The sequence below is a fragment of the Streptomyces sp. NRRL B-24572 genome (assembly GCF_002156145.1).
Lineage (GTDB): Bacteria > Actinomycetota > Actinomycetes > Streptomycetales > Streptomycetaceae > Streptomyces > Streptomyces vietnamensis.
In genome coordinates, this window is sequence record NZ_MWIG01000682.1 from 1 (window position 1) to 13,531 (window position 13,531).

Annotated in this window: 15 protein-coding genes; 10 read left to right on the top strand and 5 right to left on the bottom strand. The window is 74.4% G+C overall.

The window, feature by feature from the left end; genetic code table 11:
- The 6 genes from CCN56_RS33430 to der form a co-directional block, all read left to right on the top strand.
- On the top strand, positions 1 to 374 hold a 374-nt coding region (locus tag CCN56_RS33430), incomplete at its 5' end, for a YidB family protein (protein WP_107484262.1).
- A gap of 114 nt (positions 375 to 488) precedes the next feature.
- Positions 489 to 851 carry a chorismate mutase gene (aroH, locus tag CCN56_RS33435; protein ID WP_086831594.1) on the top strand — a complete coding sequence of 121 codons (363 nt, stop codon included), beginning with the start codon at positions 489 to 491 and terminating at the stop codon, positions 849 to 851.
- Positions 848 to 1,936, top strand: a complete 1,089-nt coding sequence (locus tag CCN56_RS33440) for a prephenate dehydrogenase (protein WP_086831595.1) — start codon at positions 848 to 850, stop codon at positions 1,934 to 1,936. Before aroH ends, CCN56_RS33440 begins: the two co-directional genes overlap by 4 nt.
- Before the next feature lie 227 nt (positions 1,937 to 2,163).
- Complete coding sequence (cmk, locus tag CCN56_RS33445) at positions 2,164 to 2,838, top strand: (d)CMP kinase (RefSeq protein ID WP_086831596.1); 675 nt, start codon at positions 2,164 to 2,166, stop codon at positions 2,836 to 2,838.
- Positions 2,793 to 3,479, top strand: a complete 687-nt coding sequence (locus CCN56_RS33450) for a 1-acyl-sn-glycerol-3-phosphate acyltransferase (protein ID WP_256962317.1) — start codon at positions 2,793 to 2,795, stop codon at positions 3,477 to 3,479. Before cmk ends, CCN56_RS33450 begins: the two co-directional genes overlap by 46 nt.
- Positions 3,480 to 3,556: 77 nt before the next feature.
- Entirely contained in the window at positions 3,557 to 5,005 is a 1,449-nt protein-coding gene (der, locus tag CCN56_RS33455; protein WP_086831597.1) for a ribosome biogenesis GTPase Der, read from the top strand.
- Positions 5,006 to 5,076: 71 nt separating this feature from the next.
- Here the strand turns inward: der and CCN56_RS45660 are convergent, their stop codons facing one another.
- Positions 5,077 to 5,346 carry a hypothetical protein gene (locus CCN56_RS45660; protein ID WP_306300655.1) on the bottom strand — a complete coding sequence of 90 codons (270 nt, stop codon included), beginning with the start codon at positions 5,344 to 5,346 and terminating at the stop codon, positions 5,077 to 5,079.
- Positions 5,347 to 5,543: 197 nt separating this feature from the next.
- The gene (locus CCN56_RS33465) at positions 5,544 to 6,320 is read right to left on the bottom strand and encodes a hypothetical protein (protein ID WP_086831598.1); all 777 of its coding nucleotides are present in this window, start codon (positions 6,318 to 6,320) and stop codon (positions 5,544 to 5,546) included.
- Between the two features lie 248 nt (positions 6,321 to 6,568).
- On the opposite strand from CCN56_RS33465, the gene CCN56_RS33470 reads away from it, so the two are divergent.
- Entirely contained in the window at positions 6,569 to 7,111 is a 543-nt protein-coding gene (locus tag CCN56_RS33470) for a transglycosylase family protein (RefSeq protein ID WP_086831599.1), read from the top strand.
- Positions 7,112 to 7,126: 15 nt separating this feature from the next.
- On the opposite strand, the gene CCN56_RS33475 is transcribed toward CCN56_RS33470, so the two are convergent.
- Genes CCN56_RS33475 through CCN56_RS33485 form a run of 3 tightly spaced genes read right to left on the bottom strand, consistent with a single transcriptional unit; the run spans position 7,127 to position 10,841 of the window.
- Positions 7,127 to 7,771 (bottom strand): ATP-binding cassette domain-containing protein, encoded by a 645-nt coding sequence (locus CCN56_RS33475; protein ID WP_086831600.1) that lies wholly within the window; start codon positions 7,769 to 7,771, stop codon positions 7,127 to 7,129.
- Positions 7,768 to 10,452 (bottom strand): ATP-binding cassette domain-containing protein, encoded by a 2,685-nt coding sequence (locus tag CCN56_RS33480; RefSeq protein ID WP_086831601.1) that lies wholly within the window; start codon positions 10,450 to 10,452, stop codon positions 7,768 to 7,770. The genes CCN56_RS33475 and CCN56_RS33480 overlap by 4 nt, the downstream gene beginning before the upstream one ends.
- Complete coding sequence (locus CCN56_RS33485; protein WP_086831602.1) at positions 10,440 to 10,841, bottom strand: hypothetical protein; 402 nt, start codon at positions 10,839 to 10,841, stop codon at positions 10,440 to 10,442. Before CCN56_RS33485 ends, CCN56_RS33480 begins: the two co-directional genes overlap by 13 nt.
- A 127-nt stretch (positions 10,842 to 10,968) precedes the next feature.
- Here CCN56_RS33485 and CCN56_RS33490 point away from each other — a divergent pair, with 127 nt between their 5' ends.
- From CCN56_RS33490 to CCN56_RS33500, 3 genes are all read left to right on the top strand, one after another.
- Complete coding sequence (locus CCN56_RS33490; protein WP_256962318.1) at positions 10,969 to 11,475, top strand: hypothetical protein; 507 nt, start codon at positions 10,969 to 10,971, stop codon at positions 11,473 to 11,475.
- Positions 11,453 to 12,745 carry an ABC transporter substrate-binding protein gene (locus CCN56_RS33495; RefSeq protein ID WP_086831604.1) on the top strand — a complete coding sequence of 431 codons (1,293 nt, stop codon included), beginning with the start codon at positions 11,453 to 11,455 and terminating at the stop codon, positions 12,743 to 12,745. Before CCN56_RS33490 ends, CCN56_RS33495 begins: the two co-directional genes overlap by 23 nt.
- Before the next feature lie 83 nt (positions 12,746 to 12,828).
- The coding region (locus tag CCN56_RS33500; RefSeq protein WP_143664705.1) for a glycosyltransferase at positions 12,829 to 13,531 on the top strand (703 nt) is incomplete at its 3' end.

Sequence of the window (13,531 nt, forward strand, 5' to 3'; positions counted from 1 at the left end):
GCGGCGGGCAGGGCGGCGGCGACATCCTCGGCTCCCTCCTGAACGCACTCACGGGCGGCCAGGCCGGCAGCGGCGGCAACGGCTCGAACCCGCTCGGCGGCCTGCTCGACATGCTCACCAGGTCCGGCCTCACCGACCAGGCTCAGTCCTGGGTCGGCACCGGCGAGAACCAGACCGTGAGCGGAGCCCAGATCGCCGGGGCCCTCCCCGACGACACCCTCCAGAAGGTCGCCGCCGACGCGGGCGTCAGCCCGCAGGAGGCCGCCGACGAGATCGCCAGGTCCCTGCCGCAGGCCGTCGACAAGCTCACCCCGAACGGCTCGCTGCCCCAGGGCGCCTCCCTGGAGGACATCATCCGCCAGCAGCAGCTCTGACCGGCCCGTGTCACGCCCGCCCGCCGTTCCGTCTCGGAGGGCGGGCGCGGCGGCGCGCCGTCCCCGCCGCTGACTAGGCTGAACGGAGCACTGGCGCAGGCGAAGGAGTACGACGTGGCGGTACGAGCGGTCCGAGGAGCCGTCCAGCTGGAGCGGGACGAGGCCGGACACATGCGCGAGCAGGTCGAGGAGCTGCTCACCGCCGTCCTCGAACGCAACGGGCTCACCACCGAGGACCTCATCAGCATCTGGTTCACGGCCACGCCCGATCTGCACAGCGACTTCCCCGCCGCCGCGGCCCGGCACATCGGGATCATCGACGTCCCCCTGATCTGCGCACAGGAACTCGACATCGAGGGTGCGATGCCGAGGGTCGTCCGGCTCCTCGCCCACGTCGAGACCGAACTGCCCAAGTCCCGGATCGCGCACGTCTACCTCGGCGCCGCGGCCGCCCTGCGCAAGGACATCGCCCAGTGAGAACAGCGCTCGTCATCGGTACCGGACTGATCGGCACCTCCGCCGCCCTCGCCCTCGCGGGCCGGGGCGTCACCGTCCACCTGCGCGACCACGACCCGGCGCGCGCCCGCACGGCCGCCGCGCTCGGTGCGGGAACCGACGAGGCCCCCGAAGGCCCCGTGGACCTCGCCGTCGTCGCCGTGCCCCCGGCGCACGTGGCCACCACGCTCGCCGAGGCCATGAAGGCCGGCCTGGCCCGCGGCTACCTCGACGTGGCCAGCGTCAAGGGCGGACCGAAGCGGGAGCTGGAGGCGCTGGGCCTCGACCTCACCGCGTACATCGGCAGCCACCCCATGTCCGGCAAGGAGCGGTCCGGCCCGCTCGCCGCCACCGCCGACCTCTTCGAGGGCCGGCCCTGGGTCCTCACCCCGACCCGGGACACCGACACCGAGGTCCTCAACCTCGCCCTGGAGCTCGTCGCCCTCTGCCGGGCCGTCCCCGTCGTCATGGACGCCGACGCCCACGACCGGGCCGTGGCCCTCGTCTCCCACACCCCGCAACTGGTGTCCTCGATGGTCGCCGCGCGCCTGGAGGAGGCCGACGAGTCCGCCGTACGGCTCTGCGGGCAGGGCATCCGGGACGTCACCCGGATCGCGGCCTCCGACCCGCGCATGTGGGTCGAGATCCTCTCCGCCAACCCCGGGCCCGTCGCCGACGTCCTCTCCGGCGTCGCCGCCGACCTCGACGAGACCGTCCGCGCGCTGCGGGCCCTCCAGTCCGCCTCCGCGGACGAACGCCGCGACGGCGCGACGGGGGTCGAGGACGTGCTGCGGCGCGGGAACGCGGGGCGGGCCCGCGTTCCCGGCAAGCACGGTGCCGCGCCCAAGGCCTACGAGACCGTCGCCGTCCTCATCAGCGACCAGCCGGGCGAGCTCGCCCGCATCTTCGCCGACGCGGGGCGGGCGGGCGTCAACATCGAGGACGTCCGCATCGAGCACGCGACGGGGCAGCAGGCGGGTCTGGTCCAGCTGATGGTGGAGCCGTCGGCGGCGGGTCCGCTGGGTGCGGCGCTGCGGGAACGAGGCTGGTCCCTCCGCACGAGCTGATCCCCACCGCCGCGGGCCGCGCCCGCCCGGGGCGGAACCCCCTTGCCCCAGCGGGACGATTGCCCACACGGCAACGGGTGCGGGCCCGTACGGCGGCGGGGTGCCGCCCGGCTCGGCGCGGGCCCCCAGCGGGCGGGGCCGAACGGGTGCTGGGGACTCGGTAACCTTGTGGGGGTCCCCCGCAAACCGCCGGGCCCTACCGCTCACCCCAGGAAGGTGTTCCCACCGTGGAATCCGTGATCGTCGCCATCGACGGGCCCTCCGGCACGGGCAAGTCCAGCACCTCGAAGGCGGTCGCCGCCAAGCTGGGGCTGAGCTACCTCGACACCGGCGCCCAGTACCGGGCGATCACCTGGTGGATGATCAGTAACGGAGTCGACGTCCACGACGCCGACGCCGTCGCGAACGCCGCGGCCAAGCCGGTCATCGTCTCCGGCACCGACCCGGCCCGGCCCACCATCACCGTCGACGGCGCCGACGCCTCCGGCCCCATCCGTACCGAAGAGGTCACCTCGAAGGTCAGCGCCGTCAGCGCCGTCCCCGAGGTGCGGAGCCTGATCACGGAGCTCCAGCGGTCCATCGCCCGCGGCGCCGAGACCGGCATCGTCGTCGAGGGCCGGGACATCGGCACCACCGTCCTGCCCGACGCCGACCTGAAGATCTTCCTCACCGCCTCGCCCGAGGCCCGTGCCGCCCGCCGCTCCGGCGAGCTCAAGGGCGTCGACGTGCACGCGACGAAGGAAGCCCTGATCAAGCGGGACGCGGCCGACTCCAGCCGCAAGACCTCCCCGCTCGCCAAGGCCGGTGACGCCGTCGAGGTCGACACCACCGAGCTCACCCTGGACCAGGTCATCGAGTGCGTCGTCACCCTCGTCGAGGAGAAGAGGGCGGCCGTCAAGTGACCCTGCCCTCCGCGAAGGGCGCCGCCGCCGGCCGTCGCATCGGCATCGGGCTGATGTACGGCTTCTGGAAACCGCGCGTCCTCGGCGCCTGGCGGGTGCCGGCCTCCGGCCCCGTCATCCTCGCCGTCAACCACGCGCACAACATCGACGGCCCCATGCTCATGGGCACCGCCCCGCGCCCCGTGCACTTCCTCATCAAGAAGGAGGCGTTCGTCGGCCCGCTCGGCAGCTTCCTGGAGGGCATCGGGCAGGTCAAGGTGGACCGGGAGAGCACCGACCGCACCGCGATAGGCAACGCGCTCGGCGTACTGGACCAGGGCGGCGTCCTCGGGATCTTCCCCGAGGGCACCCGCGGTGACGGCGACTTCGCCTCGCTGCGCGCGGGCCTGGCGTACTTCGCCGTCCGCAGCGGCGCGCCGATCGTCCCGGTCGCCGTCCTGGGAAGCACCGAGCGCCGCGGACGGTTGGTCAAGGCACTGCCTCCGCTGCGCGGCCGCGTCGACGTCGTCTTCGGCGACGCCTTCGAGGCGGGGGACGGCTCCGGCCGCCGCACCCGCAAGGCCCTCGACGAGGCCACCGTACGGATCCAGGGGGAGCTCACCGCCCACCTGGAAAACGCCAGGCGCCTCACCGGGCGCTGAGCGACACTCTCAGTAGTGGCTCCCACGGCTCCGGCCGTCCGGGACCACCGACCACGAATGATCAAGGAACGGACTTCATGAACGACCAGCACGACCACGGGGCACTTGGCGACGCCGAGTACGCGGAGTTCATGGAGCTCGCCGCGGAAGAGGGCTTCGACGTCGAGGACGTCGAGGGCGCGATCGAGGAGGCCGGCCACGGCCCGCTCCCCGTCCTCGCCGTCGTCGGCCGCCCGAACGTCGGCAAGTCGACCCTGGTGAACCGCATCATCGGCCGCCGCGAGGCCGTCGTCGAGGACAAGCCGGGCGTCACCCGCGACCGCGTCACCTACGAGGCCGAATGGGCCGGGCGCCGCTTCAAGGTCGTCGACACCGGCGGCTGGGAGCAGGACGTCCTCGGCATCGACGCCTCCGTCGCCGCCCAGGCCGAGTACGCCATCGAGGCCGCCGACGCCTGCCTCTTCGTCGTGGACGCCACCGTCGGCGCCACCGACACCGACGAGGCCGTCGTCCGCCTGCTGCGCCGCGCCGGGAAGCCGGTCGTCCTGGCCGCCAACAAGGTCGACGGCCAGTCCGGCGAGGCCGACGCCGCCATGCTGTGGTCCCTGGGCCTCGGCGAGCCGTTCCCCGTCTCCTCGCTGCACGGCCGCGGCACGGGCGACCTCCTCGACGAGGTCCTGAAGAAGCTGCCCGAGGCCCCCGAGCAGCGCTTCGGCAACGCGGTGGGCGGCCCCCGCCGCATCGCCCTCATCGGCCGTCCGAACGTCGGCAAGTCCTCCCTCCTCAACAAGGTGGCGGGCGAGGACCGCGTCGTCGTCAACGAGCTGGCCGGCACCACCCGCGACCCGGTCGACGAGCTCATCGAGCTCGGCGGCGTCACGTGGAAGTTCGTCGACACCGCCGGTATCCGCAAGAAGGTCCACCTCCAGGCGGGCGCGGACTACTACGCCTCCCTGCGGACCGCCGCCGCCATCGAGAAGGCGGAGGTGGCCGTCATCCTCATCGACACCACCGACAACATCTCGGTCCAGGACCAGCGCATCATCACGATGGCGGTCGAGTCGGGCCGCGCCATCGTCATCGCCTACAACAAGTGGGACGAGCTCGACGAGGAGCGCCGCTACTACCTCGAGCGCGAGATCGAGACCGAGATGCAGCAGGTCTCCTGGGCGCCCCGGGTCAACGTGTCCGCCAAGACCGGCCGCCACATGGAGAAGCTGGTCCCGGCGATCGAGACCGCCCTCGCCGGCTGGGAGACCCGCGTCCCCACCGGCCGGCTCAACGCCTTCCTGGGCGAGATCGTCGCCGCCCACCCGCACCCGGTCCGCGGCGGCAAGCAGCCCCGCATCCTCTTCGGTACGCAGGCCGGCACCAAGCCGCCCCGCTTCGTGCTCTTCGCCTCCGGCTTCCTGGAGGCCGGCTACCGCCGCTTCATCGAGCGCCGGCTGCGCGAGGAGTTCGGCTTCGAGGGCACCCCGATCCACCTCTCGGTCCGGGTGCGCGAGAAGCGCGGCCGCAAGAAGTAGAACGGTGTGACGTACGGCGGAGGGCCGGGGCTCGATTCGAGCTCCGGCCCTCCGCCGTGATTCCCGGATTCCTAGAGGCCTCTGCGAGGTCCCGGTGGCAGTGCCGCCTGGGGCTGCGGGTGCTGCTGCGCCGACCACGCCGACGGGTACGCCGCCGCGTGCCGGTGCCCCTGTCCGTACACGCCCGTGCTCAGGACCGTGCCGAAGGCCCGGAAGCTCAGCTCCTCCTCGCCGCTGCGGTCGCCCGGCAGCGTACGGAAGGACCTGCGGTACTCCGAGTACAGGGCGTCGTAGATCGGCGTGGGCGAAGGGCCCGCCGCGACGTCCTGCGCGGGGCGCATCGAGGGGATCTGGCTCGGATGGGGCTGGAGGAAGGGGTCGTATGGGTGCACGTAGGTGCCAACGACACCGCCGCCCGTCGGATGCGGGCGGCTCTCCGAAAGGGGAGCGCCCCGGGGGCGCGGCACGGTCGGCACACCCGGTCCCGCCCCCGCCCCGGGGACGCGCGCCCACCCTATGCCGGGCCGGCGGTCCTCCATCAGGTGCCGGCCAGCGGCATCGCGGCGGCCACCAGACGGCCGTTCGCCGCGGCCTTCTCCAGGGCGTCGCGCAGCAGGTCCTCGCGGGGCTGCTGGCCGATCGAGCCCACCGGGGCGGCGAAGACCAGGACCGTGTGCGACTTGTTGGCCGCCGCCCGCCAGCCCTCGGTGACCTGGAGCGGCTGGTGCGCCTGCCACCAGGCAGCCTGACCGGTCGGCCCCGGCTGGAGCACGGAGTGCAGCTGGCCCATGGCGACCAGGACCGACCAGCCCGGCAGCACCGCCGGCTTCTCGTCCAGGGACATGACCTGCTGGAAGCCCTGCTCGGCCAGGAGCGGCAGGAACTCGTCGGTGAGGCCGTCCGAACCCGGACGGGCCACCGGGGCCGTCGGCTCCACGACGAGCGCCGGGTGCAGCTCGCCGTCGATCAGGACGAGGCCGCTGGTGACCCCGAGCACGGCCTGCTCGGGGTGGGAGGCGGCGAGCGCGTCGGCGGCGTCGGAGGCCGTGATGGAGGCGACGGCGCCCTGGAGCTGCGCCTCCTCGACCCGGACGACCTGCGAGGGGATGCAGCTGGCGTGGGCGAACGCGAGGACCGCGGTCTCCTCGCCGACGAACAGCACCGTGCTGGTGCGCTCCTGCTCGGAGTCCCCCGGCGTGCGGCAGGAGGTGCAGTCGTAGCTGCCCGGGGCGTTGTCGCCGGCGAGCAGCCGGTCCGCTTCTTCGTCGCCGATCTCGGCGCGTACGTCCTCGCTGACGTCGAGCATGCGCGGCACGGGGGGCTCCCTGGACTCGGTACGGGGGGACGCCGGGCCGTTCCCGGGCGTCTCATGCCGAGTTCAACGGGTCAGCCTCGGCCGGGGTCACGCGTGGAAGCGAGGCAACTTGCCACCGGCCCGTGCGGCCGGGGCCGTCCGGAGCCGTCCGGGGCCGTCCTGGGGGCGTGACTCCGACCGGGTGGGATGTGAACACTGTTCCGCGCGGCACGGGCCGGGGGCGCCGGGGGGCTGCCTAGCCTTCCCCGATGTCGAAGATCCGATGGTGTACGACCGGTTCCCTCGTGGGTTCCCTCGTGGCGGCGTCCGCGGCCGCGCTCCTGACCCTGACCCCGACGCCCGCCCGGGCCGCTTCCGTGCCCTCGTACGCCTGCGCGCAGGACCAGTGGCCGTGGGGATGCGTCGCCGACTGCGAGAGCAGCGGAAACTGGCGCACCAACACCGGCAACGGCTTCTACGGCGGGCTCCAGTTCTGGCACCCCACCTGGGTCGAGCACGGCGGCCTGAAGTACGCCCGGCGCGCCGACCTGGCGACCCGGCCGCAGCAGATCACCGTCGCCGAGGAGGTGCTGCGCACCCAGGGGTGGGGGGCCTGGCCCGCCTGCTCCAAGCGGTACGGCCTGTACGGGCGCGTCCACACCGTCCAGGCCGGCGACACGCTCGGCTCGATCGCCCGCCGCTTCGGCGTCAAGGGCGGCTGGCAGGCGCTGTACGCGGCGAACCGGAGCGTCGTCGGGGCCGACCCGAACCGGATCGTCGTCGGCGCCATGCTGCGGATCGCCCCTCTCTGAGGCGCCACCTGTGCGTCACCGGTACTCGGCCGGCTCCCCGCTCGACGCGCGGGAGCCGCGCCGCAGTTCGTGCACGAGCGTGCCGGGCGGCAGCCCGTCCGGTACGCGCTGCTCGGCCAGGACCACGGCCGCCCCGCGCTCCACGGCCAGCGCCGCGAGCATCCGGTACGTACGGGCCGCGACCGGCGGGGCCATGCCGAGCGAGGGCTCGTCGACGAGCACCACGCGCGCGCGTGGCGCCAGGAACGCGCGGGAGACCGCCAGCATCCGGCGTTCCCCGCCGGACAGGGTCCCGGCGGTCCGGGGCAGGAGGGGGACCAGTTCCGGGTACGGGGCGGTGGCCCCGGGCGCGGCGAGCGCGAGGTTCTCGGCGACGGTGAGGCCCGCGTACACCGCCCGCAGGTCCGGTACGAAGCACAGCCCGCGGCGCGCCCGCGCGTGCGCCGACAGCCGGGTCACGTCGGTCCCGCGCCACTCGACCCGTCCCGCCGACAGGCCCACCGTGCCGGCGAGGGCGCGCAGGGCGGTCGTCCGGCCCGCGCCGTTGCGGCCCAGGAGAACGGTCACCGTCCCGGCCGGGACGGGCAGGTCGAGGCCGTGCAGGGCCTCCAGGGGGCCGTAGCGGACCCGGGCGGCGCGCAGGGCGATCTCGACGCTCACGACAGGATCCGTCCTCCCTCCATGGTGTGCACCGTGTGCGCGATCCCGGCGACGAGGTCGGGGTCGTGCTCGACGACCAGGACGGTCAGGCCGTCCGCCGCGAGGGCCGCCAGGATCCTCGCGAGCGCGGCGGTCTCGGCGGCGTCGAGCCCTGCGGCCGGTTCGTCGAGGAGGAGCGTGTGCGGGCGCCCCGACAGCGCGCGGGCCAGCTCCACCCGGCGCAGGGTCCCGGTGGGCAGGCCCGCCGCCGCCCGGTGCCGTACGGGCCCGGCCAGCCCGAGCAGCCGCAGGCTCCGCTCCACGGCGGCCGGGTCCCCCCGCCCGCCCTGCTCCTCGCCGAGGCGGACATTCTCCTCGACGGTGAGCGACGGGAAGACGGCGAGCTGCTGGAAGGTCCGGGCGATGCCGAGGCGCGTCCGGGCGTGGGCGGGCCGGGAGGTGATGTCGGCGCCGTCGAGCGTGATCCGGCCCTGACCGCGGCGGGGACGGAGGGTCCCGGCGAGACAGTCGAAGAGGGTGCTCTTGCCGGCACCGTTGGGACCGACGAGGGCGGTGACGCGGGCGGGGGCGAGGCCGAGCGTGACGTGCGAGAGGGCGGTGACACCGCCGGGGTAGGTGAGGGTGAGGTCGTGCGCGCGCAGGCCCGTGCGGAGCCCGGTGCGGGGCTGGGCGTCGTCGGTGGCCGGCGGGCCGTGGGTGGGCGTCCGGCCTTCGGCCGGACCGGGGGTCCCACCCGCACCACCCGTGCGGGCGGTCGACAGACGTGCGGGTCTTCCTGCGGGAGGTGCCGCGCCGTCGGCGGGTGGCGGGCCGTGGGCGTGCGGCCGGCCTTCGGCCGGACCGGCGTCGGCGCGACCGGCCTCGCCCGGTGGGCCGTGCGCGGGGACGCCCCCGGCTTCTGCGGTCGTCGCAGGGGTGCGGCCGCTCGGCGGCAAGAGGTTCGTCAATGGGGGGATCCGGCCCGTCAGCGTTGCCAGGAGGCCTATCAGGGCCGCTGCCGTGCCCGCCTTGGGGCCCGCGTCCAGGGTGGTCAGGAGGGCCGCGGCGGCCAGGGGGGTGAGGAGGCTGTCCGCGCCCAGGACCAGGACCGCCGCGAACCAGAGCAGGCCGCGGACCGGGTCGTACTGCTCCGGGTCGAAGGCGCGCAGACCCATGCCGAGGAGCCCGCCGCCGAGGGCCGCCAGGGCCGCGCCCAGGACGAAGGCGAGGAGCTTGAGGCGCGGCACCGGGACGCCCGCCGCCTCGGCGCCCGGTTCGTGGTCCCGCAGGGCGGCGAGCGCGCGTCCCGTGCGGCCCCGGCGGAGCGCCGCCACCAGGGCGAGGCAGCCGGCCAGGACGACCAGCTCCAGGGCGTAGTAGGCGCGGTCGTCGGAGAAGCCCGCCGGGCGGCCCAGGGCCACGCCCGCCGTCGCGTACGGCTGGGTGAGGACGAAGCGGCTCACCGCCACTCCCACGGCGAGGGTCGCCAGGGCGAGCGCCAGGCCGTGCCGCCGGATCGCCGGCCGGCCCGTCACCAGGCCCGTGGCCGCCACCATCGGCACCGCGAGGCCGAGGGCCAGGAGCGTGGGGACCCCGGCCGCCGCGAGCAGCGCCGTGAACAGGGCGCCCAGGCCCGCGTACGCCGCCTGGCCCAGCGCGATCTGGCCGCCCCGGCCCGCCACCACGACGAGGGACAGCAGGATCACGGCGAGCGCCGGGACCTGGACCGCCGTGTGCAGATCGGAGCCCGCGAGGCCCAGGGGGAGGAGGAGCAGGACGCCTACGACCGGCCACAGGGCCGTGGGCACCCTCGTGGCGCGTGTCGGCGGCGGCAGGGCGTCCCGGCCCTTGCCGCCCACCCCCGGCAGGACCAGCGCCGCCACCAGGAGCGCCACCACGAACAGGTTCGCCCCGACGGCCTGCAGCAGCGGGCCCGCCCAGCCCTCCGGGTGAAGCCGGGTCAGCTGCGCCTGGGCCACCCCGATCGCGAGTGCCGCACCCACCGCGACCGGCAGCGACCTCATCCTCGCCATCACCGCGACCGCGATCACCTCCACCACGAGCAGCGGCATCCCGTACGGGTCGAGCCGTACGTACGGGGCGAGCAGCACGCCCGTGAGCCCGGCCGTGAACGAGCCGAACGCCCAGCCCGCCGCCGCGACCCGGTCCGCGTCGATCCCCGCCAGGACGGCGAGCGGGCGGTTGTCCACGACCGCCCTCAGCTCCCGGCCGAACCGCGTCCACCGGGTCACCGCCCCCACCAGGCAGGCGAGCGCGATCACCGCCGCGAGCTGTGCCCACGGATCGTCGCCGAGGAGTACCGGCGCGTCGTCCCGCGCCCCCGGGCCCCACAGCAGCACCGCCCCGCCCACCAGGAGCACGAAGACGCCGATCGTCGCCACCAGGGTCTGCGCCGGGTTCGAGCCGCGCAGCGCCAAGGGGCGGAAGACCCCCCGGTCGAGTGCCAGTCCGATGCCGGGGGCGACCAGCAGCAGCGTGACCAGGGCGCCCAGGGGCAGCGGCCAGCCCCAGCCGACCACCAGCTGGCGGAGCACGTACGCGCAGACCATGGCGACGGCCCCGTGCGCCAGGTTCAGCACGCCCGTCGCCCGGTAGGTGACGACCAGGCCGATGCCGGTGAGCGCGGCGGCACTGCCGACCGCGAGGCCGGCGAGGGTCAGTTCGTACGTCAGGGAGGCCACGGCTCACACACCGGGCAGGGGGCGAGCTCCGCGTCCCCCGCCTCCACGGCCTCCTCCTTGCCCGCCACCAGTGGACAGTCCGGGCGGTGCGCCAGGGTCCCGCCCGGGACCCGCAGGAGGGGGCCGTCCGAGGACGGCGGGGGAGCCTCCTCCGCGTCGGCGGTGCGGCGCGGTTCCGGAGGGCGTACGGGAAGCAGCGTCGCCGCCCCGACCAGGACCGCGCCCGCCACGAGCAGCGCGGCCCCCGGCACCGTGCACGAGGCCAGATAGGGCAGCTGGCGCTCCGCGAAGCGCTCGCCGGAGATCCCGTACCAGCCGAGCGCACAGAGCACCGCGCCCCCGGCGGCCGCCGCGAGACCGCTCCACAGCAGGAACCGCGATGTCGGCACGCAGGCCTCCCTCGTCCCCTCCCCTTGCTGTCTCTTTCCTTGCACTATGCCCCGATCCGTCCCACCCTGGTAACACCAGCCGCTCCGGGCTGGCTCTGGATGCGCGAGACACCCGGTGGTGAGGCAGATGCTCGTCGAACGACGCGGTGGACGCTCCCGTCTCGCGGTCCTCGGGGCCGTCGCCGTCCTCGCCCTGGCACCCGCCCTCGCGAGCTGCTCCGACGACAACGGCGGGAAGACCGGCGGCACGGCCTCCTCCTCCCCGCCGGTGACCGCCCCCACCGATCCGGTCGCCGCCAAGGCCCAGATCACCAAGAACTGGACGGCGTTCTTCGACCCGAACACCCCCGTCGCCGAGAAGGTGAAGCTCCTGGAGAACGGGGAGCAGATGCGGCCGGTGCTCGGCGCCTTCGCCGGCGACAAGAACGCGGCCATGACCTCCGCGAAGGTCACCGGCATCGAGTTCGCCTCGGCCACCGACGCGAACGTCACCTACGACCTGCTGGTCGGCGGGTCCCCCGCCCTGCCCGGCTCCAAGGGCACCTCCGTCCTCCAGAACGGCACCTGGAAGGTCTCCGTGAAGACCCTGTGCGGCCTGGTCGAGCTGAGCGGTGTCACCGTCCAGGGTTGCTGAGGCGGTCACGGCGCTGCTCCTGGCCGTGCTGCTCGCCCTCCTCGCGGGATGCGGCAGCCGGCTCCCGGAGCGCGCCTTCGAAACGCGGCCCACCGTCAACCCCTCCGGCGGTGAGCCGCTCCGCGTCGGGATCATCACCAGCACCACCAGCCCGGTCGGCGGAGAGACCTTCACCGGCCCGCGCGACGGAGCCCGCGCCTGGTTCGACGCCCTCAACGCGCGCGGTGGCCTCGACGGACGCCGGATCGAGGTCGAGACCTGCGACGACGGCGGCAGCGGCGTCGGCAACAACGCGTGCGTGCACCGGCTGGTCGACGAGCGCGGCGTCTTCGCCCTCGTCGCCACCACCGCCCTGAACTACGCGGGCGCCCCCCTCGTCGCCCGGGCCGGAGTCCCCGACATCGGCGGCCAGCCCCTCACCCCCGCGTACGACACCTATCCGCACCTCTACGGCATCTACGGCAGCTCCGCCCCACGCACCGGCCGCGCACCCGGCTGGGGCGGCACGCTGTACGGCGGGACCGAGGTCTACCGCTGGTTCCGCGAGAAGCTCGGCGCGCGGACCGCCGCCGTCGTCTCCTACAACCAGGCCGCCTCCGCCGCCTACGCCCGGCTCGTCGCCCGCGGCCTTCGCACCGAGGGCTACCGGGTCGTCGAGGAACAGGTCGACTTCGCCCTGCCCAACTTCCGCGCGGTCGCCGCCGACCTGCGGGCCGAACACGTCGACCTCGTCTTCGACGCGATGGACACCCACGGCAACGTGCGCCTGTGCGAGGCGATGGAGACGCTCGGGGTCCGGGTCGACGCCAAGGTGACCAACGTGCAGAACTGGTCCTCGGCCGTCTCCCGCGACTACGCCCGCGCCCCCGGCTGCCGGGCCTCGCTGTGGGTGACGGGCTCCAGCCGGAACTACGAGGACACCGGGCAGCCGGCGGTCCGCGAGTTCCGTACGGCGATGGGCGACCGGGCCCTGTCGCAATGGCAGTTGGAAGGATGGGCGGCGGCGATGTGGTTCACCGACGCGGCCCGCTCCTGCCTCGCCCGGGGCGCGCTCACCCGGGGCTGCGTCGAGGAGTTCATGAACCGACCGGAGCCGTACACCGCGCGCGGGCTCCTCCTCCCCGTACGGTTCGAGCACCTGGCACGGCCGCCCGCGACCCGGAACACCTGCCTGTCCGTGGCCCGTTGGGAGGACGGGCGGGGCTGGGTGAGCCAGGGCGACATGACGAAGAACTGCGCGACCGTCCCCCAGCTCGGCTACCGCCCGTGAACGAGCGCCTCTGCATCGGCAGTACAGTCGAGCACCGACCGACCGAATGACTGACTGACTGACCGGGGGGAACCGGCAGCGCGATGCGTATCTCCTTTCTGCTCCACAACGGCTACCACTACGGCGGCACGATCCGGACCACGTTCACGCTCGCCGAGGAACTGGCGGAACGCCACGAGGTCGAGATCGTCTCGGTGTTCCGCCACCGTGACCGTCCGCGCCTCGGCCTGCCGGCGGGGGTGACCCTGCGCCACCTCGTCGACCTGCGCAAGGACAGCCCCGGATACGACGGCGACCACCCCGACTTCCACCGCCCCGCCGAGGTCTTCCCGCGCGGCGACGGCCGCTGGAAGCAGTACAGCGCGCTCACCGACGCCCGGATCGGGGAGTACCTCCGCGGAGTGGAGGCCGACGTCCTCGTCGCCACCCGCCCCGGACTCAACGTGCACCTCGCCCGGCAGGCCCGGCGGGGGCCGGTCCTCGTCGGCCAGGAGCACCTGATCCTCGACGGCCACACCTACCGGCTGCGCCGCGACATCGGCCACGAGTACGCGCTCCTCGACGCCGTCACCACGGTCACCGAGGCCGACGCCCGCGCCTACCGGAAGCTCCGCCTGCCCGGCGTACGGATCGAGGCCGTGCCCAACAGCGTGCCCGCGCCCGCCGTGCCGCCCGCCGACCCCGCGGCGAGGACCGTCGTCGCGGCGGGCCGGCTCACCCGGGTCAAGCGGTACGACGTGCTGATCGACGCCTTCGCGTCCGTGGCCGCGGACCATCCCGACTGGA